16 protein-coding genes, 6 tRNA genes and 1 riboswitch are annotated in these 22,410 nt (G+C 71.2%); of the genes, 11 read left to right on the top strand and 11 right to left on the bottom strand.

The window, feature by feature from the left end:
- Positions 1 to 24: 24 nt before the first annotated feature.
- Positions 25 to 1,386: a PrsW family intramembrane metalloprotease gene (locus F1615_RS05635; RefSeq protein ID WP_149547780.1), complete on the top strand. Its 1,362-nt coding sequence runs from the start codon at positions 25 to 27 to the stop codon at positions 1,384 to 1,386.
- Positions 1,387 to 1,481: 95 nt separating this feature from the next.
- On the opposite strand, the gene F1615_RS05640 is transcribed toward F1615_RS05635, so the two are convergent.
- The 3 genes from F1615_RS05640 to F1615_RS05650 form a co-directional block, all read right to left on the bottom strand.
- Positions 1,482 to 2,501, bottom strand: a complete 1,020-nt coding sequence (locus F1615_RS05640; protein WP_149547781.1) for a M23 family metallopeptidase — start codon at positions 2,499 to 2,501, stop codon at positions 1,482 to 1,484.
- Between the two features lie 11 nt (positions 2,502 to 2,512).
- Positions 2,513 to 2,670: riboswitch (cyclic di-AMP (ydaO/yuaA leader) on the bottom strand.
- Positions 2,671 to 2,967: 297 nt separating this feature from the next.
- Positions 2,968 to 3,041: transfer RNA gene (locus F1615_RS05645), tRNA-Met, on the bottom strand.
- A gap of 62 nt (positions 3,042 to 3,103) precedes the next feature.
- Positions 3,104 to 4,237: a dihydrofolate reductase family protein gene (locus F1615_RS05650; RefSeq protein WP_149547782.1), complete on the bottom strand. Its 1,134-nt coding sequence runs from the start codon at positions 4,235 to 4,237 to the stop codon at positions 3,104 to 3,106.
- Between the two features lie 642 nt (positions 4,238 to 4,879).
- On the opposite strand from F1615_RS05650, the gene F1615_RS05655 reads away from it, so the two are divergent.
- On the top strand, positions 4,880 to 5,248 hold the full coding sequence (locus F1615_RS05655; RefSeq protein WP_149547783.1) for a DUF3040 domain-containing protein: 369 nt from the start codon (positions 4,880 to 4,882) through the stop codon (positions 5,246 to 5,248).
- Here F1615_RS05655 and F1615_RS05660 read toward each other — a convergent pair.
- From F1615_RS05660 to F1615_RS05675, 4 genes are all read right to left on the bottom strand, one after another.
- Positions 5,246 to 5,318: transfer RNA gene (locus F1615_RS05660), tRNA-Lys, on the bottom strand. The genes F1615_RS05655 and F1615_RS05660 overlap by 3 nt on opposite strands.
- Positions 5,319 to 5,471: 153 nt before the next feature.
- Positions 5,472 to 7,694: a DEAD/DEAH box helicase gene (locus tag F1615_RS05665; protein WP_149547784.1), complete on the bottom strand. Its 2,223-nt coding sequence runs from the start codon at positions 7,692 to 7,694 to the stop codon at positions 5,472 to 5,474.
- A gap of 247 nt (positions 7,695 to 7,941) precedes the next feature.
- Positions 7,942 to 8,487, bottom strand: a complete 546-nt coding sequence (locus F1615_RS05670; protein WP_149547785.1) for a hypothetical protein — start codon at positions 8,485 to 8,487, stop codon at positions 7,942 to 7,944.
- A gap of 73 nt (positions 8,488 to 8,560) precedes the next feature.
- Positions 8,561 to 8,911 (bottom strand): metallopeptidase family protein, encoded by a 351-nt coding sequence (locus F1615_RS05675; RefSeq protein ID WP_037940201.1) that lies wholly within the window; start codon positions 8,909 to 8,911, stop codon positions 8,561 to 8,563.
- A gap of 84 nt (positions 8,912 to 8,995) precedes the next feature.
- Between F1615_RS05675 and F1615_RS05680 the strand changes: the two genes are divergently transcribed.
- The 7 genes from F1615_RS05680 to F1615_RS05710 all read left to right on the top strand — a co-directional run bounded on the left by F1615_RS05680 (position 8,996) and on the right by F1615_RS05710 (position 15,763).
- Positions 8,996 to 10,606, top strand: a complete 1,611-nt coding sequence (locus F1615_RS05680) for a metallophosphoesterase family protein (RefSeq protein ID WP_149547786.1) — start codon at positions 8,996 to 8,998, stop codon at positions 10,604 to 10,606.
- An 80-nt stretch (positions 10,607 to 10,686) separates the two neighbouring features.
- Positions 10,687 to 10,759, top strand: a tRNA-Glu gene (locus tag F1615_RS05685).
- A gap of 37 nt (positions 10,760 to 10,796) precedes the next feature.
- A tRNA-Asp gene (locus F1615_RS05690) sits at positions 10,797 to 10,871 on the top strand.
- Between the two features lie 24 nt (positions 10,872 to 10,895).
- Positions 10,896 to 10,969 (top strand) — tRNA-Phe (locus tag F1615_RS05695).
- A 94-nt stretch (positions 10,970 to 11,063) separates the two neighbouring features.
- On the top strand, positions 11,064 to 15,044 hold the full coding sequence (gene hrpA, locus F1615_RS05700) for an ATP-dependent RNA helicase HrpA (protein WP_149547787.1): 3,981 nt from the start codon (positions 11,064 to 11,066) through the stop codon (positions 15,042 to 15,044).
- A gap of 93 nt (positions 15,045 to 15,137) precedes the next feature.
- Positions 15,138 to 15,212, top strand: a tRNA-Asp gene (locus F1615_RS05705).
- A 362-nt stretch (positions 15,213 to 15,574) separates the two neighbouring features.
- A complete protein-coding gene (locus tag F1615_RS05710) occupies positions 15,575 to 15,763 on the top strand; it encodes a DUF6274 family protein (RefSeq protein WP_149547788.1) in 189 nt (62 codons plus the stop codon).
- 395 nt (positions 15,764 to 16,158) lie between these two features.
- On the opposite strand, the gene bldC is transcribed toward F1615_RS05710, so the two are convergent.
- Both bldC and F1615_RS05720 read right to left on the bottom strand, forming a co-directional pair.
- Positions 16,159 to 16,365 (bottom strand): developmental transcriptional regulator BldC, encoded by a 207-nt coding sequence (gene bldC / locus F1615_RS05715; RefSeq protein ID WP_003949541.1) that lies wholly within the window; start codon positions 16,363 to 16,365, stop codon positions 16,159 to 16,161.
- A 539-nt stretch (positions 16,366 to 16,904) separates the two neighbouring features.
- Complete coding sequence (locus tag F1615_RS05720) at positions 16,905 to 17,747, bottom strand: hypothetical protein (protein WP_149547789.1); 843 nt, start codon at positions 17,745 to 17,747, stop codon at positions 16,905 to 16,907.
- Positions 17,748 to 17,968: 221 nt separating this feature from the next.
- On the opposite strand from F1615_RS05720, the gene F1615_RS05725 reads away from it, so the two are divergent.
- Positions 17,969 to 19,057 (top strand): Leu/Phe/Val dehydrogenase, encoded by a 1,089-nt coding sequence (locus F1615_RS05725; RefSeq protein ID WP_149547790.1) that lies wholly within the window; start codon positions 17,969 to 17,971, stop codon positions 19,055 to 19,057.
- Positions 19,058 to 19,375: 318 nt separating this feature from the next.
- Complete coding sequence (locus F1615_RS05730) at positions 19,376 to 19,624, top strand: DUF3073 domain-containing protein (protein ID WP_149547791.1); 249 nt, start codon at positions 19,376 to 19,378, stop codon at positions 19,622 to 19,624.
- A 132-nt stretch (positions 19,625 to 19,756) separates the two neighbouring features.
- Here the strand turns inward: F1615_RS05730 and purM are convergent, their stop codons facing one another.
- A complete protein-coding gene (purM, locus tag F1615_RS05735) occupies positions 19,757 to 20,824 on the bottom strand; it encodes a phosphoribosylformylglycinamidine cyclo-ligase (RefSeq protein WP_149547792.1) in 1,068 nt (355 codons plus the stop codon).
- 33 nt (positions 20,825 to 20,857) lie between these two features.
- Positions 20,858 to 22,384: an amidophosphoribosyltransferase gene (purF, locus tag F1615_RS05740; protein ID WP_149547793.1), complete on the bottom strand. Its 1,527-nt coding sequence runs from the start codon at positions 22,382 to 22,384 to the stop codon at positions 20,858 to 20,860.
- Positions 22,385 to 22,410: the final 26 nt, after the last annotated feature.

The following is a 22,410-nucleotide window of genomic DNA, read 5'->3' on the forward strand; positions in this document are numbered from 1 at the left end:
CCCTCCCTCGTTAGGGTCGATTCCGTGGCCACCAGCCCTCCGTACCCGACGCACCCCGGCGAAGCCTCCGGCGGGACGCCGCGGCACCCGCACTGGTGGCAGCGCCCCGGGGTGCGTTACGGCGCGCTGATCACGCTGCTCACCCTGTCCGGCCTGGTGATCCTCGCCCTGGTCCGCGAGCAGACGGGGACGCGGGGGTTCCTGGTCGGACTGGGTCTCGCCGTTCTGCCGGTGCCGCTGCTCCTGGCCGCCTTCCGCTGGCTGGACCGGGTCGAGCCGGGACCCTGGCGGAACCTGCTGTTCTCCTTCGCCTGGGGGGCGTGTGCGGCGGCGCTGATAGCCATCGTGGCGAACAGCTTCGCCACGCAGTGGATAGCGGCGGCGACCGCCGACCCGACCGGCGCCGACACCCTGGGGGCGACCGTCATAGCGCCGGTCGTGGAGGAGTCCGCGAAGGCCGCGGCCGTCCTCCTGGTCTTCCTGTTCCGCAGACGTGACTTCACCGGGATCCTCGACGGCGTGGTGATAGCCGGGGTCACCGCCACCGGATTCGCGTTCACCGAGAACATCCTCTACCTCGGCACCGCCTTCGGCACCGACCAGCTCACCGGCCACAGCGGCATTGCCTCGGTGACGGCGGCGACCTTCTTCGTCCGCATCGTCATGTCGCCGTTCGCGCACCCCCTGTTCACCGTGCTCACCGGGATCGGCTTCGGCATCGCCGCGCTGTCCACGGACCGGCAGCGCGTCCGGCGCGTGCTGCTCCCCCTGGGCGGGCTGCTCCTCGCCATGGGCATGCACGCCCTGTGGAACGGCTCCACCACACTCGGCGAGTACGGCTTCATCGCGGTGTACGCGGCCTTCATGGTGCCGGCGTTCGGACTGCTGACCTGGCTGGTGGTGTGGACGCGCCAGCGCGAGCTGCGGACGGTACGGGCGGAGCTGCCCGCGTACGCGGTCGCCGGCTGGCTCACCCCGGCGGAGCCGTTCGCCCTGGGCTCGATGCGGGCGCGGCGCCTCGCCCGGCGGTACGCGCGCCGGTACGGCGGGAAGCGGGCGGCGCGCGCGGTCGCGCAGTACGAGGCGTACGCGACCTCGCTGGCGTTCCTGCGGCACCGGGGCCGGCGAGGGCGGGCCGGGTCGGACTTCGTCACCCGGGAGCGGGAGCTGCTGCTGGAGCTGTGGCACCGGCGCGGTGCGGCCCGCCCGGCCCTGGACCACGCGGCCCGCCTCACCGCACCGCCGGTCCCGGCCGCGCCGTGGCCGGTGCACGGGACGTACGGGCATCCGCCGTACGGGCATCCGCCGTACGCTCATCCCGCGCACGGGCGCCCGCCCTACGGGCATCCGTACCCCGCCGGTGGACCCGGCGTCCGCCGCTCCTGACGGAGCGGGACGAGCGGCCCCGGAAACACCTGACCGGCAGCCCTGACGTCGGGGGGTCGTCGTCGGGACTGCCGGGATTCAGGGAGCGGCAGGGCTCAGGGGTTGAGGCCCTTGTCGCGCAGCCAGGCCATCGGGTCCACGCCCGAGGAGGAGCCGCCGGGGTGGACCTCCAGGTGGAGGTGGGCCCCGGTGGAGTTGCCGGTGGAGCCGACGCGGCCGATCACGTCGCCGGTGTTGACCTTCTGGCCGACGCTGACGCTGATGGAGGACTGGTGGGCGTACCAGATCTCGGTGCCGTCGTCGAGCGTCAGCACGGTCTTGTAGCCGTAGGAGCCGTCCCAGCCGGCGGAGGTGATCGTGCCGGTGTGGACCGCCTTGATCAGCGTGCCCGTGGGGGCGGCGAAGTCGAGACCGGTGTGCTGACCGGAGGACCAGTAGGCGCCGGCCTGACCGAAGGTCGAGGAGATGGTGTACGAGGAGGTCGGCAGCGCGTACTGCCTGGCCAGCTCGGCGAGGCGCTCGGCCTCGGCCTTCTTCGCGGCCTCCTCCTCCGCCTTCTTCTTGGCGGCCTCGGCCTTGGCCTCGGCCTCCTTCTCCGCCTTGGCGGCGGCCTCGGCGGCGGCCTTCTCCGCGGCGGCGACGGCCGCGGCCTCCGCCTTGCTCTCGGCCTGGTCCTGCTGCTGCTCGACCTGGGCCATGATCCGGGCGCGCAGCGCCTCACCGGCATCGGCGCCGCCCTGCTCGGTGTCGGCGGTGGTCATGCCGATGCTGCTGAGCGGGGTGGCCGAACCCTGGGGTGTTTCCTCGTCGGAGATGAGGGAACCCACGTTGGGGAGGTCGGGCATGGAGATGGACACCGGCGGCTTGCCGGCCTGGGCGCTGGCCATGCCGCCCGCGCCGACCGCGGCTATGACGCCGACGCCCAGCACGGTGGAGCTGCGGGCGAGTCCGCCGCCGCGCTGCTTGCTGACGCGGTGCCGGCCGCGCACCGGACGAATGGACTCCGCGGTGGGGTTCCACTCCTCGAAGGGGCCCTCGTCGGTGTGGGTGCCGCCGTAGGCGAAGGTGTCGCTCGGCTTGAACGGGGCCTCGGGGGCAGGCGGGTTGGACGCCACGGGGGCGTGCTCCTTTCCTTCCTTCTCGCCTACCGGGTTAGCTGACGGGTTCGGAGCAGGAAGGTCTCCTACGCGCGGGTACGAGCCGTGTCTCCACGGCTGTATCCACGCGATTCACCCCATGGTGGTGGTTCCCCGGTTCCCTTGCGGGATTCGGCGCGTGCGCACGGAGCCGACTTCTGTGACGGCTGGGACGACCGCGCTGCGTTATCGAACGTTAATAGACGCGAGGGCCGGATTCCAAGCCGTTCCTCTTGATCATTAACGATTTCCGCGTGGACTTAACCGCCACCAGCGGTCAAAAACGGGCGAGTTGACCCCACTGCAGACGTCGTGCGGTTTCTGACGGTGTATCAGTTGTTACGCTTTGCGGGGTGACTCGCTCACAGTGAGTGAAGAAGGAGCCGGGCCACGCGAAAACACCGAGGGCCGGAATCCTTGTCGGATTCCGGCCCTCGGCCTTCAGTAGCGGGGACAGGATTTGAACCTGCGACCTCTGGGTTATGAGCCCAGCGAGCTACCGAGCTGCTCCACCCCGCGTCGTTGAGACCAGTGTACGTCATCCGCGGGCCCTGCCGCACACCCATGATCGACGACCCGTCTCAACGGCCGGTCAAGTGGCCGTTCGGCGCCTTGGCGCGGTCCTCGTGCTCCGGCAGGACGACGACGGTGGCGCCCCCGTCGGCCAGCACCGCGCTGCCGTCGGCACCCGCCACGAACGTGTCCGGCTCCCGCCACGCCGTGACCACCCGCCGCACCCCCGCGGCCAGGATCAGCCGGGAGCAGGGGACCGGCCGGGACGCGCGCCGGGCACAGGGTTCCAGGCTGGAGTACACGGTGGCGCCGGCGAGCCGGGGATCCGCGGGGTCGATCCTGGCGAGCGCGGCCTCCTCCGCGTGCACCACCGGGTCCGCGCCCTCCCGGGAGTGACCGCGCGCCAGCTCCGTACCGTCGGCGGCCACCACCACCGCGCCCACGCTGAACGCCGTCCGGGAGGGAGGGCACTGCGCGGCCAGCTCGCAGGCGAGGGCCAGCCAGTGGTGGTCGGCGGCGGAGGGCAGCTCGCCGGCGCCGGGCGCGGTGGGCTCGTAGCGCATCAGGACGACGTCACCGACCGGGCGGGTCTCCACGAGCCGCAGCCGGCCGCCCTGGTAGGCGCCGGGGCCGAAGAGGCGGGGGGCGTCCGCGTCGCCGACGAACAGCGGGGCGAGGACCAGCTGGAGCTCGTCGGCGAGGCCCTGGGTGAGCAACTGGGTGTGGACCCGGCCGCCGCCCTCCACCATCAGCCGCCGCACCCCGCGCACGTCGTGCAGGTGCTCCAGCAGCCGCCGCCAGTCCAGTTCCGGGCCGAGCGGGACGACGTCGGCGGCGAGCCCCAGGGCGCGGGCACGCTCGGCGCCCTTGTCGGTGGTGCACAGGACCTTCTCGCCGCCGGTGTGCCAGAACCGCGCCGCCGGGTCCAGGTCACCGGAGCCGCTGACGGTGACCTTGAGCGGATACTCGGGCCTGCCCGCGGCGAGGCGGGCGGCACGCCGCTCGGGCGAGTTGACCAGCAGCCGGGGGTTGTCGGCGCGGATCGTGCCGGCGCCGACCAGGATGGCGTCCACGGATGCCCGCACCTCGTCGACCCGGTCGAAGTCGGCGGGGCCGGACAGCAGCAGCCGCTCGGGGCCGGTGTCGTCCAGGTAGCCGTCGAGGGAGACGGCGGCGGACAGCAGGACGTACGGATGGGGCATCGGCGCACTCCGGTGAGGGTCGGCGGCTGGCGGGACCGCTGTGCGGCCCGGGTCAAGTCTGACAACCCGCGGGGCGGGGAGCCGCCGGGGCCCGGCGGGGGCGGCCGCGGTCAGGCCCACGGTGAGCAGGACCGGGGTGTGGGCACGGTGACCGGTCGCAGCAGGAGGGCCGTGGCCACGATGAGCACGACGGCGCCCGGCGGGAAGACCCGCCGGAACAGAGGCACCCCGTACCGCCTCCTCGCCATGGACCGCTCGGCATGGGTCTCCGGTGCGGCGGAGCCCGTGACGGGCCGCGGACCGGGGGCGCGGACGCGGGCTGTCGCCCCATCCTGTGCCCCGAGCGGGCCCGCGCCATCGGTGACAGCCCCCATTTCCCGGGCCGGACACCGACCGGCGGGCGGTCCGCGTGCATACCGGACCCCCATGGGGATGGGGAGCGCGACGGATGGCCCCGGCCGGTGGTGACGGGAGACGCTGGAGGCTCCGTACCGAAGGGGTGACGACGTCGGCACACGGGCAAACTCCCTCGTACCGGCCCGAGTTCGCAGCAGGCCGACGGACCCCCTTCACCCGCCCCGGCGTTCCGGAGCGACGGCCGTCGGCAGGTCGCCGCGCGGCCACCCCTGGGAAGGAGGAGCCGTGCCCCAGTCCAACGACGACCGCCTGGTCGGCCCGGCGGCGCCACTCGAGCACGAGGATCCCCGTCGCGCCCGCCCGCCGTCCGCCGGACAGCCGGCCCGGCCGCGCGGGTACCGGCGCGCGGGCGCCTGGTGGGCGCTCGTCATCGGGGTGACGATGCTGGTCGCGGGCGTGATCGTCCCCGACGGACTGCTCATCGCGGCGGGTCTGGTTCTCTCCGGGATCGCCGTCCAGCTCCTCGACCCGGACCGGCGCCCGGCACGCGCCGCCCGGGACGCCCCCGACACGACGCGGCGCCCGGGCCGCGCGAAGCCGCCCCGGGCGCCGTGTCGCAGGTCAGAGGCAACGCCCCTGCCCTGCGAGGAGTAGGCCCTGTGGGACTCGAACCCACAACCAATGGATTAAAAGTCCACTGCTCTGCCAATTGAGCTAAGGGCCCCTGGCGATGTTGCCTCCCCGAGCATAGCCGGACGTGGCCGAGTCTCCGATCGGGTATCGGGGAGGCGGGTCCGGACGTGTCCCGCGGCGAACGCGGAAGGGCCCGCGCGACGAGTGTCGTGCGGGCCCTTCCGGTCAGCTCGGTGAGAGGGCGTCAGCCGTTGCGCTTCCAGCGCGGCTTGTCCTCGCGGCGGCCGAAGGAGCCGCCGCCGCGGTGGTCGTCACGACGGCCGTACGGGCGGTCGTGGCCGCCGGTGCGGAAGCCCGGACGGTCGCCCTGGCGGTCGCGGTTGAACGGCCGGTCGCTGCCGCGGTGGCCGCCCCGGTCGTCACGGCGGAAGCCGCCGCGGTCACGGTCACGGTCCCGGTCGCGGTTGAAGCCGCCCCGGTCGTCACGACGCTCGAAGGGACGCCCGCCACGGTCACCGCGGTCGTCACGACGCTCGAAGGGACGCCCGCCACGGTCACCGCGGTCGTCACGGCGGAAGCCACCGCGGTCGTCACGGTCGTCGCGGCGGAAGCCTCCGCGGTCACCGCGGTCGTCACGACGCTCGAACGAACGCCCGCCACGGTCACCGCGGTCGTCACGACGCTCGAAGGGACGCCCGCCACGGTCACCGCGGTCGTCACGGCGGAAGCCACCGCGGTCGTCACGGTCGTCGCGGCGGAAGCCTCCGCGGTCGCGGTCCCGGTCGCGGTTGAAGCCGCCCCGGTCGTCACGGCGCTCGAAGGAACGCCCGCCGCGGTCACCGCGGTCGTCACGGCGCTCGAACGAACGCCCGCCACGGTCGTCACGGCGCTCACGCCGCTCGTACGGCGCCGGGGCCTCCGTACGCTCCACGCGCTCGGCCCGCTCGACGTCCCGCACGGTCGGCTGTTCCGGCAGCGACACCTCGGCCTCGGCCGACACCTCGCCCGGCGCCACGGCGGCCGCCTCGGCCACCACGGTCCCGGGGTCCTCGCCCCGCTCCCGCGCGACCCGGGCCAGCAGCCGGTCGGCCTCGTCACGCAGCTCCGAGGCGCGGCGCTGCGCCCGCTCCAGCTCCTTGGTGAGCTGGGCGACCTCGCGCTCGGCCTGCTGCGCCGCGTTGCCGGCCGACTCGGCCTGCACCTCGGTCATCGACCGGGCACCGGTGATCTCGGCGACCTCGGGGTCGAAGGCCGCGCCGCCCTGGATGATGTGGCGCGTGGCGTCGACGCCCGCGTCCTCCATCAGCCGGAAGATCTGACGCCGCTGGTGCGGCAGGGACAGGGAGACGACGGTGCCGGTGCGGCCGGCGCGCGCCGTGCGGCCCGCGCGGTGCAGGTAGTCCTTGTGGTCGCCGGCCGGGTCCACGTTCAGGACGAGGTCGATGCCGTCGACGTGGATACCGCGTGCCGCGACGTCCGTGGCGACCAGGACGTTGACGTAGCCGTCCTTGAAGTCCGCGAGCGTCCGCGTCCGCGCGCCCTGGGTCATGCCGCCGTGCAGCGCGTCCGCCTTCACCCCGGCGTGGCGCAGCTGCTCGGCGACACGGTCGGCGCCCAGCTGGGTGCGGACGAAGATGATGGTGCGGCCCTTGCGGGAGGCGATGGCCGCGGTGACCGGCGCCTTGTCCTTGGGCTTCACCACGAGGATGTGGTGCGACATGGTCGTCACCGCGCCCTGCGCCGCGTCGACCTCATGGGTCGCCGGGTCGTTGAGGTAGCGGTCGACGAGGGTCTTGATCTCGTTCTCCATGGTCGCGGAGAACAGCATCCGCTGGCCGCCGGCCGGGACCTGGTCGAGGAGTTCGGTGACCTCGGGCAGGAAGCCCAGGTCGGACATCTGGTCGGCCTCGTCGAGAACGGTGATCTGCACGTTCTCCAGGGAGCAGGCGCCGCGGTTGATGATGTCGCGGAGCCGGCCCGGGGTGGCGACCAGGACGTCGACGCCGCGCTCGAGGGCGTAGATCTGGTTGCCCATCGAGGTGCCGCCGCAGACGACCTTCATCTTCAGGCCGAGGACGTCCCCGTAGGGCTGGAGGGCGTCGGCGACCTGCATGGCGAGCTCGCGCGTCGGCGTCAGGATGACGGCGCGCGGCTTGTGCTTCTCGGTGCGTCCGCCGGCCAGCGTGGCCAGGGTCGGCAGGCCGAAGGAGAGGGTCTTGCCGGAGCCGGTGCGGCCACGGCCGAGGATGTCCTTGCCGGCCAGGGCGTCCGGGATGGTCGCGGCCTGGATCGGGAAGGGGGTGGTCACGCCGTTCTGCGCGAGCTTGCGCACGACGCCCTCGGGCAGGCCGAGGCCGGCGAAGGTGACCTCGGGGGTCGTCTCGGGCTCGGGGGTCGTCCCGGGGGTGATGTCGGTGTCCTCGGTGTTCTCGGGCACGACGACGTGATCAGTACTGGCGATGGGCATACGAATGCGAAACCTTCCGGAGTCTCTTCGGCACGCGCCCGTCAACTCCGTGATTCGCGATTCGCAATTACGACCGCCTCGATGCGGTCCACCACGGCAAAGGAGAGTACGCGCCACACGGCGCGCTCTGCAGTGGCGCCGGGCAAATAGGATCAAACGATCTGCCACCATACGCACCCCGGCACCCTGAAAGCAAACCGGCAGGTGAACAGGGGGTCCGGCGGGCACGGAGGTGCTGGAGAGGGCCCTACACCGGCGCCCCCGCTTCCGGCGCCGGCTCCCGCTGCGCCAGTTGCGGCCCCGGCGGCGGGTGCGCCGACGAGGACGGCTCCGCCTGTGTCGGCTCGGGTGTGACCGACGGCTCGGGCGGCGTCGGTGTGGGCTCCGGGACCGGCGTCCACGAGGGCTCCGGCGGGACCGGCCCGTCGTCCGGGGTCGTCCCCGGGTGCCCGCCGGGGCCGCCGCCGGCCGGCGCGGACCCGCTCGCTCCCGGGGACGGCGCCGTCTCGGCGGACGCGGGCTTCCCCGCCCCGTCCTTCTTCCCCTTGCCCTTGCGCCCCTTGCCCTTCGGGCCGTCGCCGTACTCGCCGTCGGCCGCCGCGGCGCCGTACCCCGCTCCGCCGCCCGACACCGCCGCGCCCCCGTCCGGGGCCTCACCGCCCGACCGCCGCGCTGAGTGCGACGGCCCGGCACCCCGGCCGGTGCCGTCCTCACCGACGCTCACGCAACCGGCGGCAGCGGCGACTGCCACGACCGCGGCGGCCAGGCGGGCGGGTACGTACAAGCGGTGCACGGGGCCACCTCCGGTTGGAGTACAGGGTCAACAACCCCAACTCCCGCCACCCGCAAGAAGACACGCGTACGGCTCATCCGTAGCCGAGCGCGTGCAGCCGGGCGTCGTCGATGCCGAAGTGGTGCGCGATCTCGTGCACCACCGTGATCTCCGTCTCGGCGACCACGTCCTCCCGGGACTCGCACATCCGCAGCGTCGGCCCCCGGTAGATGGTGATCCGGTCCGGCAGCACCCCGGCGTACCACTCGCCCCGCTCCGTCAGCGGAGTCCCCTCGTACAGCCCGAGCAGCTCCGGATCGTCCGCCGGCGGCTCGTCCTCGACGAACACCGCGACGTTGTCCATCAGCCGCGTCAGCTCCGGCGGAATCCGGTCCAGCGCCTCGGAGACCAGCTCCTCGAACATCTCGCGCGTCATCTCCAGCACAGAGCCATTGTCGGGCACGAGCCGTCCGTACGAGATGCCCGGGACACCCGCATAACCGGACCGTGGCGTGGGCATACGGGATCAATGGCCCGCGTCCCCTCCCCCGTCACGAACGCCGTCCACCGCATCCGACGGGTCCCGCGGGCCCTCACCCGCCGCTCCCGCTCCCGCCGGCCCGCGCCCACGACGGTCGCGCTCGCCCCCCGGCCGCACCCCTGGACCCGCGCCCTCGGGCTGACCGCCGTGGTCGTCCTCGGCGCCTGGCTCGGCCTGCTCGTCGTCGGCAACGTGCGGGTCCCCGTGGGCCCCATGAACACCACGATGGCCCTGCGGCCCTCCTTCACCGGCGGCACCAAGATCAACGTCTCGCCGCTGGGCGCCCTCCAGCTCGACAGCCACACCGCCCCCGTGCGCCTCGACGTCAACGTCGACCAGCTCGACCCCGAACGCTCGCAGGCCCTCGTCGACCACCCCGAGCGTCTCTCCGGCCTCCAGGACGAGGTCGCCCAGGACGTCGCCCACGGGACCGCCGACCTCGCCGTCCGCTCCTGCGTGGCCGTCGTCACCGGCGCCACGGCGCTCGGCCTGGTCATCTACCGCCGCCCCCGCCGCGCTCTCGCGGCCGGCGGCCTCGCCCTCACCCTCCTGGCCGCGTCCGGCGGCTCCGCGTTCGCCACCTGGAACCCCGACTCCGTCCTGGAGCCGAAGTTCTCCGGCCTGCTCTCCTCCGCCCCCTCCCTCGTCGGCGACGCCCGCAGCATCGTCACCGAGTTCGACGTCTACCAGCAGGAGTTGGCCCGCCTCGTCACCAACGTGACCAAGCTCTACGACGCCACCTCCACCCTCCCGGCCTACCGGCCCGACCCGAGCACCATCCGCGTCCTGCACGTCTCCGACATCCACCTCAACCCCGCCAGCTGGAAGATCGTCGCCTCGCTGGTGGAGCAGTACCGGGTGGACGTGATCGTCGACACCGGCGACACGATGGACCACGGCACCGCCGCCGAGAACGGCTTCCTGGACCCCGTCGAGGACCTCGGCGCCCCCTACGTATGGGTCCGCGGCAACCACGACTCGCTCGTCACCCAGCGCTATCTCGAACGGATGAAGAACGTCCACGTCCTCGACGACGGCAGGGCGAAAAGCGTCGCCGGACTGCGCTTCGCGGGCATCGGCGACCCGCAGTTCACCCCCGACCGCTCGAAGAAGGCCGGGGCCGAGCAGTCCCAGGAACTGGCGGGTGCCCGCCTCGCCTCCGCCCTGCGGGACCAGCGCACCGCCGGCACGCCCGTGGACGTCGCGCTCGTCCACGAGCCGTCCGCCGCCCGCGAGGTCGACGGCACCGTTCCGCTGGTCCTGGCCGGGCACATCCACCGCGAGCAGACCGAGGTCATGGAGTACGGCACCCGGCTCCGCGTCGAGGGCTCCACCGGCGGCAGCGGCCTGCGGGCCATCGAGGGCAAGTACCCCGACCCCATCGAGACGTCGATCCTCTACTTCGACCGCGACTCCCGCCGCCTCCAGGCCTGGGACTCGATCGAGCTGGGCGGTCTCGGCCTGACGACGGCAGAGGTCAGCCGGCACCTCCCCGAGGAGAACCAGCCGGGCGCGACCACCTCGCCGTCCCCGTCCGGCACCTCCTCCACGACCCCGTCGTCCCCCTCCTCCGGGACCCCTTCGGCCCCCACGCCGTAAACCGTTTTGGCGAACCCTCCCGCCATCCCATATGCTTCTCACGTCCCCGACGCGCTGAGAAGCGCCCAGGCGGGCCGATAGCCCTCATCGTCTAGCGGCCTAGGACGCCGCCCTTTCAAGGCGGTAGCACGGGTTCGAATCCCGTTGGGGGCACGCACCACCCTGTGCGACACTGTCGTACGACACGCTTGGTCCTGTGGAGCAGTTTGGAGTGCTCGCCACCCTGTCAAGGTGGAGGCCGCGGGTTCAAATCCCGTCAGGACCGCTGGTGTTTCACGTGAAACACCGCGGCTGGGTAGCTCAGTTGGTACGAGCGATCGCCTGAAAAGCGATAGGTCGCCGGTTCGACCCCGGCCCCAGCCACAGCAAAGGCCCCGATCATCGATCGGGGCCTTGTTGTGCGCCCCGGCAAAATCATTGGCCGCGAATTTTCGCGGGATGAGATCCTGGAGTCCGTATGTCTACGCACTCTGCCCCCGCCCTCGGCTCCCTCGCCTCCCGTCTCACCGAACTGTCGCTGCGCGACGCGCACCGGCTCGGGCGGAGGCTCGAGGGTGCGCGCAAGATCCGTAAGCCGGAGGCTCGCGCCGCCGTGCTCGCCGAGATCGAGACGGAGGTCGCCGGGGCCGAGGAGCGGATGACCGGGCGGCGGGCCCGGGTGCCGCGGGTGCGGTACCCGGAGCAGTTGCCCGTCAGCCAGAAGAAGGACACGATCGCCGAGGCGATCCGTGATCACCAGGTCGTGATCGTCGCCGGTGAGACGGGGTCCGGCAAGACCACGCAGATCCCGAAGATCTGTATGGAGCTGGGCCGGGGCGTCCGAGGCATGATCGGCCACACCCAGCCCCGGCGTATCGCCGCCCGTACGGTGGCCGAGCGGATCGCCGAGGAGCTTCAGACCCCGCTCGGGGAGGCCGTGGGCTGGAAGGTCCGCTTCACCGACCAGGTGAATCCGGACGCCACGTTCATCAAGCTGATGACCGACGGCATCCTCCTCGCGGAGATCCAGACCGACCGTGAGCTGCGCGCCTACGACACGATCATCATCGACGAGGCGCACGAGCGGTCACTCAACATCGACTTCCTGCTCGGCTATCTCGCACAGCTGCTGCCGAAACGTCCGGATCTCAAGGTTGTCATCACCTCGGCGACCATCGACCCGGAGCGTTTCTCCCGGCACTTCGACGACGCGCCGATCATCGAGGTCAGCGGGCGCACGTATCCGGTCGAGGTGCGGTACCGGCCGCTCCTGGAGGAGGACTCGGACGACGCCGACCGGGACCAGATCACGGCGATCACCGACGCCGTCGAGGAGCTGATCGCGGAGGGGCCGGGCGACATCCTGGTGTTCCTCTCCGGTGAGCGGGAGATCCGTGACACGGCGGACGCGCTGACGAGGAAGCGGTACCGGTCGACCGAGGTGCTGCCGTTGTACGCCCGGCTGTCGCACGCCGAGCAGCACCGGGTGTTCCAGCAGCACAGCGGCCGCAGGATCGTTCTGGCGACGAACGTGGCCGAGACGTCCCTCACCGTGCCGGGCATCAAGTACGTCATCGACCCCGGATTCGCCCGTATCTCGCGCTACAGCCATCGCACGAAGGTGCAGCGGCTCCCGATCGAACCGGTGTCGCAGGCGAGCGCCAACCAGCGCAAGGGCCGCTGCGGCCGTACGTCGGACGGCATCTGCGTCCGTCTGTACAGCGAGGACGACTTCCTGTCCCGTCCGGAGTTCACGGACGCGGAGATCCTGCGGACGAACCTCGCCTCGGTGATCCTGCAGATGACGGCGGCCGGTCTCGGCGAGATCGAGAAGTTCCCGTTCATCGACCCGCCGGACCACCGCAACATCCGTGACGGTGTCCAGCTGCTCCAGGAGCTGGGCGCGCTGGACGCGGCGCAGAAGGATCCGCGCAAGCGGCTGACGCAGACCGGACGGAAGCTGGCGCAGCTGCCGGTGGACCCCCGCCTGGCGCGCATGGTGCTGGAGGCGGACCGCAACGGCTGTGTCCGTGAGGTCATGGTCATCGCGGCGGCGCTGTCGATCCAGGATCCGCGGGAGCGGCCGGCGGACAAGCAGGCGCAGGCCGACCAGCAGCACGCCCGCTTCCGGGACGAGTCCAGTGACTTCCTGGCCTTCCTCAACCTCTGGCGGTACGTCCGCGAGCAGCAGAAGGAGCGCGGCTCGTCGTCGTTCCGGCGGATGTGCAAGCAGGAGTACCTGAACTTCCTCCGGATCCGCGAGTGGCAGGACATCTACACACAGCTGCGGACGGTCGCCCGGCAGATGGGCATCCACCTGAACGAGGAGGACGCCCCGGCGGACCACATCCATGTGTCGTTGCTGGCCGGTCTGCTCTCGCACATCGGCATGAAGGACGTGAAGGAGTCCAAGGACTCGGGTCCGGGCAGCGGCCGCAAGGACGGCGGGCGCAACGAGTACCTGGGCGCGCGCAACGCCAAGTTCGCCATCTTCCCGGGGTCGGCCCTGTTCAAGAAGCCGCCGCGGTTCGTGATGTCGGCCGAGCTGGTGGAGACGTCCCGGCTGTGGGCGCGGGTCAACGCGAAGATCGAGCCCGAGTGGGTGGAGCCGCTCGCCGGGCATCTGCTGAAGCGCACGTACAGCGAACCGCACTGGGAGAAGGACCAGGCGGCCGTGATGGCGTACGAGAAGGTGACGCTGTACGGCGTACCGATCGTGGCGCAGCGGAAGGTGAACTACGGGCGGATCGATCCGGAGATCTCCCGGGAGCTGTTCATCCGCAACGCGCTGGTCGAGGGCGACTGGCGTACGCACCACAAGTTCTACGCGGACAACCGGCGGCTGCTGACCGAGGTCGAGGAGCTGGAGCACCGGGCGCGGCGCCGGGACATCCTGGTCGACGACGAGACCCTGTTCGACTTCTACGAGCAGCGGATCCCCGAGCACGTGGTGTCGGGTGCGCACTTCGACTCGTGGTGGAAGCACAAGCGGCACGAGCAGCCGGACTTCCTGGACTTCGAGCGGGAGATGCTGATCCGTGAGTCGGCGGAGGCGGTCACCAAGGCCGACTATCCCGACGTGTGGCGGCAGGGTCCGCTCAAGTTCCGGGTGACGTACCAGTTCGAGCCGGGTGCGGATGCCGACGGTGTGACGGTCCACGTCCCGCTGCAGGTACTGAACCAGGTGACGGACGAGGGCTTCGACTGGCAGATCCCGGGCCTGCGGGAGGACGTCGTCACGGAGTTGATCCGTTCGCTCCCCAAGCCGATCCGCCGGAACTACGTGCCGGCGCCGAACTTCGCGAAGGCGTTCCTGGACCGGGCGGTGCCGTTGCAGGAGCCGCTGACCGTCACGATGGCCCGTGAGCTGAAGCGGATGGTCGGGGTGCCGTTCGAGGCGGAGGACTTCGACTGGTCCCGCGTTCCCGACCACTTGAAGGTCACGTTCCGGATCGTCGACGAGCGGCGTCGCACACTCGCCGAGGACAAGGACCTGGAGGCGCTCAAGCTCCGGCTGCGGCCGAAGGCCCGCAAGGCGCTGTCCCAGGCGGCCGCCGCGACCGCGCAGCGCCAGGGTGGCGAGTCGCTGGAGCGCAAGGGGCTGACGGACTGGACGATCGGTTCGCTCACCCGGGTGTTCGAGACCCGGCGCGCCGGTCAGCCGGTGAAGGCCTACCCGGCGCTGGTGGACGACGGCGACACGGTCTCCGTCCGGCTGTTCGACTCGGAGGCCGAGCAGGCGGAGGCGATGTGGAAGGGCACCCGGCGGCTGATCCTGCTGGGCATCCCGGTCAATCCCGCGAAGTTCGCTTCCGAGAAGCTGACGAACGCCCAGAAGCTGGCGCTGTCCGCCAATCCGCACGGATCCGTGCAGGCCCTGTTCGACGACTGCGCGACGGCCGCGGCGGACAAGCTGATCGCGGACTTCGGCGGGCCGGTGTGGGACGAGGAGTCGTTCCGGAAGCTGTACGACAAGGTCCGCGCGGACATCGTCGACACGACGGTCCGCGCGGTGGGCCAGGTGCAGCAGGTGCTGGCCGCGTGGCAGGCCTGTGAGCGCCGCCTGAAGGGCGTACGCAGCCCGGCGCTGCTGCCGAACCTGCAGGACGTGCGGAGGCAGCTGGACGGGCTCGTGCGGCCGGGCTTCGTGACGGAGGCGGGGCTGCGGCGGCTGCCGGACCTGATGCGGTATCTGGTGGCCGCCGACCGCCGGCTCCAGCAGATGCCGGCGAACGTGCAGCGGGACTCCACGCGCATGGCGAAGGTCCACGAGATGCAGGACGAGTACGCCTGGCTGCTGGAGCAGATGCCGCTGGGGCGGCCGGTCCCGCGGGAGGTGCTGGACGTCCGCTGGATGATCGAGGAGCTGCGGGTCAGCTACTTCGCCCACGCGCTCGGCACGGCGTACCCGGTGTCGGACAAGCGGATCGTGAAGGCGATCGACGCGGCGGTGCCGTGACCGGACCGGTACGCAGGGTGAGTTCGACCAGCGGGCGCCCCCTCCTGTACAGTCCTTCTCGCAGCGCAACGCAGGAATGACGCTGCGAAACCTGGTCCTGTGGAGCAGTTTGGAGTGCTCGCCACCCTGTCAAGGTGGAGGCCGCGGGTTCAAATCCCGTCAGGACCGCAAGAAGTATGGAAGGCCCGCACCCGCAAGGGACCGCGGGCCTTCCGCACGTCCGGGCACCCGACACCCCAGAGGCCGCGCCCCGCGGCGGAGCCGCGAACGGACCAGCAAGGGACCGCGGGCCTTCCACACATCCCGGGCCCCCGGCACCCCGAAGGCCGCGCCCCGCGGCGGAGCCGCGAACGGACAGCCCTACAGCAGAGCCCGGGTCTTCGGACCCGGGCTCTGTCCGTTGCGCGTCCGTGGCGCCGTGCGCCCCTCAGTGCCCGTCGTGGCAGCCCTCGCGCCGTCTTGACGGGGCCGCGGCCCCTCGGTACCTCAGGAGGCAGGGCACGACTCCGCAGAGCCCCTGGAGGTGGCGTATGGCGGCATCGGCTAGGCACGAGACGCGGGCGTTGCTCCGTGCGCATCTGTCGGCCGCGTCGTCGTACCGGCATCTGACGCGCCACTGCCCGATCTGCCACCGCCTGCTGCGGCTGGCGCTGGACTCCCCGTCGTGCCCGCCGGAACCCGCCGGGGAACACCCCGCCCCCAACGCCCGTTCCCTCTAGCGCATATGCCACGGGCTCAACAAGCCAACTGGTATGTGACGGGTGTCACCGCATGAGTTTTGTGAAGTGCGGTACTTACGCCTCTCCTACAACAGATCAATTTAATATGTGCAATTGCACCACTCGGAGAGGTCCGCACCGCCCGGCGCGCAGGCGATCCCACACCCGCCCCCAGACAGGCACCGCCGGCCCACCATCGGCGCACAAAAAAGATCGCGCTGGACCCGGCGGAGTCCAGCGCGATCGACGACGCACCCTTGTTCAGTTGCCTGGATAGCTCTGATCGGCTTGGGCAAGGGGCCTGTTGGGGCAGTCCCCGCGTCGCTTGGAGCCAGTGTTCCCGGGCGTCTCGGCCAGTGGGGGACCAGCCGGTTCTGCCCGGTTCATGCAGTGGTTCAGGCCTCGCTGCGCTGCTGCGGAATGCCCGCGAGCAGTGCGCGGACCTCGGCTTCGCGGTAGCGGCGGTGCCCGCCGAGCGTGCGGATCGACGTGAGCTTGCCTGCCTTCGCCCAGCGCGTGACCGTCTTCGGGTCGACGCGGAACATGGTGGCGACCTCAGCCGGGGTCAGCAGCGGCTCGGCATCAGGGGTGCGAGCGGTCATGAGCGGCCTCCTCGGGAGAACCGAACCTTCTCGGTTCTTTCCTCTAAATTCTGCACCTTGACCCGCGTTGCCCGAAATGGCGGACGCGAGTCGAGTCGGTTATAGGACGAACGGCTTGTCCTCGGCACTACAACTACACCATCTGTCCAGCCACGTCGGCCAAACCGATGGAATTGCCCTCCCAGGTGTTCATCAGCCGCGGAAGCCGATGGACCATGCCATAGCGGACAGTCACGCTGCTGTGACGATCAGTCACAGCAGCGATCAGGAGTCACCAGACCCCCCAAAGCGTGCAATGCTGAGATTCCGCCCATAGTCGAGCACAGCAGGACGGAGGAGTCCTCCCCGGACTCCTTGTCCTATTTTGGCATGAGGGTGGGCAAGGGGCGCAAGGGCCGCGTAAGTGCGGTCCGTCACGCTTGACACGCTTGGGACTTACGCCCGGATCGACATCTACGTCCGTTCTCGGGCCCGCACTGACGGAACCTCAGACACCTCAGGGCGAAGACAAAACCCCAAGAAGGGCGTTTGGTCAAACGTCAGTTCGCCGAGCGCAGGTCGCGCACCGACCGCCAGCGCTCCACGAGGCGCCCGTAGGCCTCCCCGGCGCCCTCCCCGTCACCGCGCCGCAGCGCCGCGATCCCCTCGGCCACGTCCGCCGCCGAGTGGTCGCCCTCCAGCGTTCCGGCCGGCAGGGCGTGCACCAGTCCGCCGTAGTCCAGCTCGACCAGTGAGCGCGGGTGGAACTCCTCCAGCCAGCGTCCGACATCCACGAGGCCGTCGATCAGCAGGCTCTCGTCCATGGCGTCCCGCAGCGCCCGCAGCCCGCGCGCCACCCGCCGGCGGGCCTGGACCATCGGGGTCCGGTAGCGCAGGACGGGCGCCTCGTCGGCGGAGCCCTTGCCGTACTCCCGCTCGTCGTCCGCGAACAGCACGAACCAGTTGATCGGCACCTGCCAGGTCGCGGTGCGGATCCACGGCCGGGCGTCGGGGTGGCCGGCGAGCCAGCGTTCGTAGTCCTGGGTGGCCTGGTGCCGTACGACCGGCGGCAGGAGCGCGTCCAGGACCGGCAGCGGGAAGTCCTCGGCGAGCTCGCCCAGGGCCTGCCAACCGCGCAGCCGGGTGCGCCAGGGGCAGACGCAGACCACGCCGTCCGCCTCGAGGACGAAGGCGTCGTCACTCTCGTGCACCGGCACCGGCACCGGCGGGGTGGGCACCAGGTCCGCCAGCGACCGGCGGAGTTCGTCCTGGTAGGAGGGACGGTCCGGGCGGCGGGCGTAGCGGGCCCAGTGGCCGCGTTCCGGTTCCGGGAAGGCGGCCAGCGGTTCGTACACGCGCAGGTAGGTCGCGTAGGGGACGATCACCGAGGACACCTTGGGCACGCCTGCTCCATCCCCCGCGGACCGCCGCGAAAACCTGCGGGACCCCCGCTCGGACGGGTGGGAAACCCAGGCAAATCGTCGCACGGCGGTACTCCGGACGGAGGTGATCTGGAACACGGTGCCGTCGGCGGGCGCGTGAGGATCTAATCTCGTGCTCACAGCCCCCGCCACCTCTACGGGAGCCCACCCCACCCGCCGCTACTTACTCAGGAGTCACCACAGTGACCGACGTATCTGACGGCGTCCTGCACACCCTGTTCCGCTCGGAGCAGGGGGGCCACGAGCAAGTCGTGCTCTGTCAGGACCGTGCCAGCGGCCTCAAGGCCGTCATCGCCATCCACTCCACCGCCCTGGGCCCCGCCCTCGGCGGCACGCGGTTCTACCCGTACGCCTCCGAGGAGGAGGCCGTCGCCGACGCGCTGAACCTCGCGCGCGGGATGTCGTACAAGAACGCCATGGCCGGTCTCGGCCACGGCGGCGGCAAGGCCGTGATCATCGGCGACCCGGAGCAGATCAAGACCGAGGAGCTGCTGCTGGCCTACGGCCGGTTCGTCGCCTCGCTCGGCGGCCGCTACGTCACCGCCTGCGACGTCGGCACCTATGTCGCCGACATGGACGTCGTGGCGCGCGAGTGCCGCTGGACCACCGGCCGCTCCCCCGAGAACGGCGGCGCGGGCGACTCGTCGGTGCTCACCTCGTTCGGTGTCTACCAGGGCATGCGGGCCGCCGCCCAGCACCTGTGGGGCGACCCCTCGCTGCGCGACCGCAAGGTCGGCGTCGCGGGCGTCGGCAAGGTCGGCCACCACCTGGTGGAGCACCTGCGGGCCGAGGGTGCCGAGGTCGTGATCACCGATGTGCGCGAGGACGCCGTGCGGCGGATCCTCGACCGGCACCCCGAGGGCGTGTCGGCCGTCGCCGACACCGGGGCCCTGATCCGCACCGAGGGCCTGGACATCTACGCCCCGTGCGCGCTCGGCGGGGCGCTGAACGACGACAGCGTGCCGGTGCTGACCGCCAAGGTGGTCTGCGGCGCCGCCAACAACCAGCTCGCCCACCCGGGTGTGGAGAAGGACCTCGCCGACCGCGGCATCCTCTACGCGCCGGACTACGTGGTGAACGCCGGCGGTGTCATCCAGGTCGCCGACGAGCTGCACGGGTTCGACTTCGACCGGTGCAAGGCGAAGGCGTCGAAGATCTTCGACACCACGCTCGCCATCTTCGCACGTGCGAAGGAGGACGGTATTCCGCCGGCCGCCGCGGCCGACCGGATCGCCGAGCAGCGGATGGCGGAGGCACGCCCGCTGCGTTGAGGTGGGTGAGGGCGGCCCGGCTCGGGCCGCCCTCGCACGTGTGAGCGGTACCCGCCGGGGGCCACTTGGAGAGAACTCTCACTTCTCCCGGCGGGTCGACCGCCGATAAGTGGCTAAAATCGCGATTGACCAGCGAGGACGGGGCGCCTCGAGGGTCCCGGGCGCGGGCACGTCATGCGGGCGACGTACCGTATGGGCGCGGGCTCAGGTACCGTGGAAGCCCTACGGACCGGACTCTCCGCGGAGAGTCCGTTCTGGACCATGAACGCGTGTCAAGACTCTGGGGCCGTCGAGCCCCGTCGTTGAGGGGGTCGAGCCATGGGGCGCGGCCGGGCCAAGGCCAAGCAGACGAAGGTCGCCCGCCAGCTGAAGTACAACAGCGGTGGGACTGACCTCTCACGCCTGGCCGAGGAGCTGGGCGCATCGACGTCGAATCAATCACCGAACGGTGATCGTTTCGAGGACGATGAGCAAGACGACGACCTGTACGCACGGTACGCCGACCTCTACGAGGACGACGAGGGAGACGAGGACGGCCAGTCCTCGCAACAGCGTCGCGGCGCTTGACCTTGCGCTGAGCGTGAACCCGGTAGGTGACCCCGGTCACCTACCGGGTTCAGTGCTGCCCGGGACCGCTGGGCGGCTCCCACGTTCCGGCGTGCTGCCCACCCGCTCACCGGGCGGGCAGCACCCGCATGCTCAGTTCGCGTAGTCACCGACGAGGGCCGCGCCCGTGGTGTGCTCGCCGCGGTCGGTGATCTCACCGGACACCCAGGCGTCCACCCCGCGGTCGGCCAGTGTCGCCAGCGCCACGTCGACGGACTCCTGCGGCACGACCGCGATCATGCCGACGCCCATGTTCAGCGTCTTCTCCAGCTCCAGCCGCTCGACCGAACCGGTCCGGCCGACCAGGTCGAACACCGGTGCGGGCGTCCAGGTGGAGCGGTCGACGACCGCGTGCAGCCCGTCGGGGATCACGCGCGCCAGGTTGGCCGCGAGGCCGCCGCCGGTGACGTGGCTGAACGCGTGCACCTCGGTGGTGCGGATCAGCGCCAGGCAGTCCAGCGAGTAGATCTTGGTGGGCTCCAGCAGCTCCTCGCCGAGGGTGCGGCCCAGCTCCTCGATCCGGCCGTCGAGGGCCAGCCCCGCGCGCTCCAGCAGCACGTGCCGGACGAGCGAGTAGCCGTTGGAGTGAAGACCGGAGGACGCCATGGCGATCACCGCGTCACCCGTACGGATGCGATCCGGGCCGAGGAGGCGGTCGGCCTCCACGACGCCCGTGCCGGCGCCGGCGACGTCGAAGTCGTCCGGACCCAGCAGACCGGGGTGCTCGGCCGTCTCGCCGCCGACCAGGGCGCAGCCGGCCAGCACACAGCCCTCGGCGATGCCCTTGACGATGGCGGCGACACGCTCGGGGTGGACCTTGCCGACGCAGATGTAGTCCGTCATGAACAGCGGCTCGGCGCCGCACACCACGATGTCGTCCATGACCATCGCGACCAGGTCGTGGCCGATGGAGTCGTACACGCCCATCTGCCGTGCGATGTCGACCTTGGTGCCCACGCCGTCCGTGGCGGAGGCGAGCAGCGGGCGCTCGTACTTCTTCAGGGCGGAGGCGTCGAAGAGGCCGGCGAATCCGCCGAGGCCGCCGAGGACCTCGGGGCGCTGCGTCTTCTTCACCCACTCCTTCATCAGCTCGACGGCGCGGTCGCCCGCCTCGATGTCGACGCCCGCCGCTGCGTAGCTGGCACCAGTGTTCTGGGACATGACTGTGAGAGCTTTCGTGTCGTCCGTCAGGGCTTACGGGCGGCGGATCGCGTCGACCGCGGCCGGGGCGGCGGTGCCGGCGGCCAGCTCGGTCTCCAGGAGCTGCTTGCCGAGGAGCTCGGGGTCGGGCAGCTCCATCGGGTACTCGCCGTCGAAGCAGGCGCGGCACAGGTTCGGCTTGGCGATGGTGGTCGCCTCGATCATGCCGTCGATGGAGATGTACGCCAGGGAGTCGGCGCCCAGCGAGGTGCCGATCTCGTCGATGGTCATGCCGTTGGCGATGAGCTCGGCGCGGGTGGCGAAGTCGATGCCGAAGAAGCAGGGCCACTTCACCGGCGGCGAGGAGATCCGGATGTGGACCTCGGCGGCGCCCGCCTCGCGGAGCATGCGGACCAGGGCGCGCTGGGTGTTGCCGCGGACGATCGAGTCGTCGACCACGACCAGGCGCTTGCCCTTGATGACTTCCTTGAGCGGGTTCAGCTTCAGGCGGATGCCGAGCTGGCGGATGGTCTGGGAGGGCTGGATGAACGTACGTCCGACGTACGCGTTCTTGACCAGGCCGGCGCCGAAGGGGATGCCGGACGCCTCCGCGTAGCCGATGGCGGCCGGGGTGCCCGATTCCGGGGTCGGTATGACCAGGTCCGCCTCGGCCGGGGCCTCCTTGGCGAGGCGGCGGCCCATCTCGACACGCGAGAGGTACACGTTCCGGCCGGCGATGTCGGTGTCCGGGCGGGCCAGGTACACGTACTCGAAGACGCAGCCCTTGGGCTTCGCTTCCGCGAACCGGGTGGTGCGCAGACCGTTCTGGTCGATGGCGACGAACTCGCCCGGCTCGATCTCCCGCACGAAGCTCGCGCCGCAGATGTCGAGGGCGGCGGATTCGGAGGCGACGACCCAGCCGCGCTCCAGGCGGCCGAGGACCAGCGGACGGATGCCCTGCGGGTCACGGGCCGCGTAGAGGGTGTTCTCGTCCATGAAGACGAGGCTGAAGGCGCCCCTGACCTTGGGGAGGACCACGTGCGCGGCCTGCTCCACGGTCACCGGCTCGCCGTCGGCGGCGCGCTGGCCGGCCAGCAGGGCGGTGATCAGGTCGGTGTCGTTGGTGGCCGCCACCTTGGGCGCGCGGCCGTTGTCCTTGGGGAGCTCGGCGACCATCTCGGCGAGCTGCGCCGTGTTGACCAGGTTGCCGTTGTGGCCGAGCGCGATGGATCCGTGCGCGGTGGCGCGGAACGTCGGCTGGGCGTTCTCCCACACGGAGGCGCCGGTGGTCGAGTAGCGGGCGTGTCCGACCGCGATGTGACCCTGGAGCGAACCGAGAGAGGTCTCGTCGAAGACCTGGGAGACCAGGCCCATGTCCTTGAAGACGAGGATCTGGGAGCCGTTGCTGACCGCGATTCCCGCGGATTCCTGGCCCCGATGCTGGAGGGCGTAGAGCCCGAAGTACGTGAGCTTGGCGACCTCTTCGCCCGGAGCCCAGACACCGAAGACGCCGCAAGCGTCCTGGGGGCCCTTCTCGCCGGGGAGCAGGTCGTGGTTGAGTCGTCCGTCACCACGTGGCACGCCACCGAGTGTAGGCGAGATCGACC

This window comes from Streptomyces marokkonensis, assembly GCF_008312835.1.
Classification (GTDB): domain Bacteria; phylum Actinomycetota; class Actinomycetes; order Streptomycetales; family Streptomycetaceae; genus Streptomyces; species Streptomyces marokkonensis_A.